Annotated in this window: 1 protein-coding gene; it reads right to left on the reverse strand. The window is 75.5% G+C overall.

Going from position 1 to position 542, the window contains the following annotated elements:
* Positions 1-15 precede the first annotated feature (15 nt).
* The coding region (locus HW577_RS26300) for a tellurite resistance TerB family protein (protein WP_198379000.1) at positions 16-542 on the reverse strand (527 nt) is incomplete at its 5' end.

Raw genomic sequence — 542 nt, forward strand, 5'->3', positions numbered from 1 at the left:
GCCGGGCCGGCGCGATCAGCCGGGCGGCGCGCCGAGCCCCGCCGCCTGGCTGTCGAGATGCGCGGCAAGCCCCGCCGGCAGGCGCATGCGCGCCGCGAGCGCGTCGAGCCAGGCGCGCTCCGCCGGATGGTCGGGATCGATCGCGAGCCGCGCGGCGAGGTAGATCTCGGCTGCCTGTTCCTGCGTCGTCGCGCCGGACGCGATGTCATCAAGGCCCGGCGGGCGCTGCAGCAGGTCGAAGACGAAGCCCTTCGTCTCCGCATCCAGGCCGAGGCGATCCATCTGCGTGAAGATGGCGGTGCGCTCCGCGGCGTCGACATGGCCATCGGCCATCGCCGCGCCGGCCATGGCGCGCACCAGCGCCAGCTGGAAATCGGGCGTCGTCGCCTGGAACTCGGGCGGCGGCAGCGCGGGCGGCGCGCCACCCGGCTGCTGCGCGGCCTGCGCCGGCGGCTGGTTCTGCTGCCAGCCCTGCCAGGCACGATAGGCGAGCGCGCCGAGCGCCGCCGCGCCGCCATAGGCAGATCGGAAGACGTCACGAC

This window comes from Neoroseomonas rubea (assembly GCF_016106015.1).
GTDB classification, from domain to species: domain Bacteria; phylum Pseudomonadota; class Alphaproteobacteria; order Acetobacterales; family Acetobacteraceae; genus Neoroseomonas; species Neoroseomonas rubea.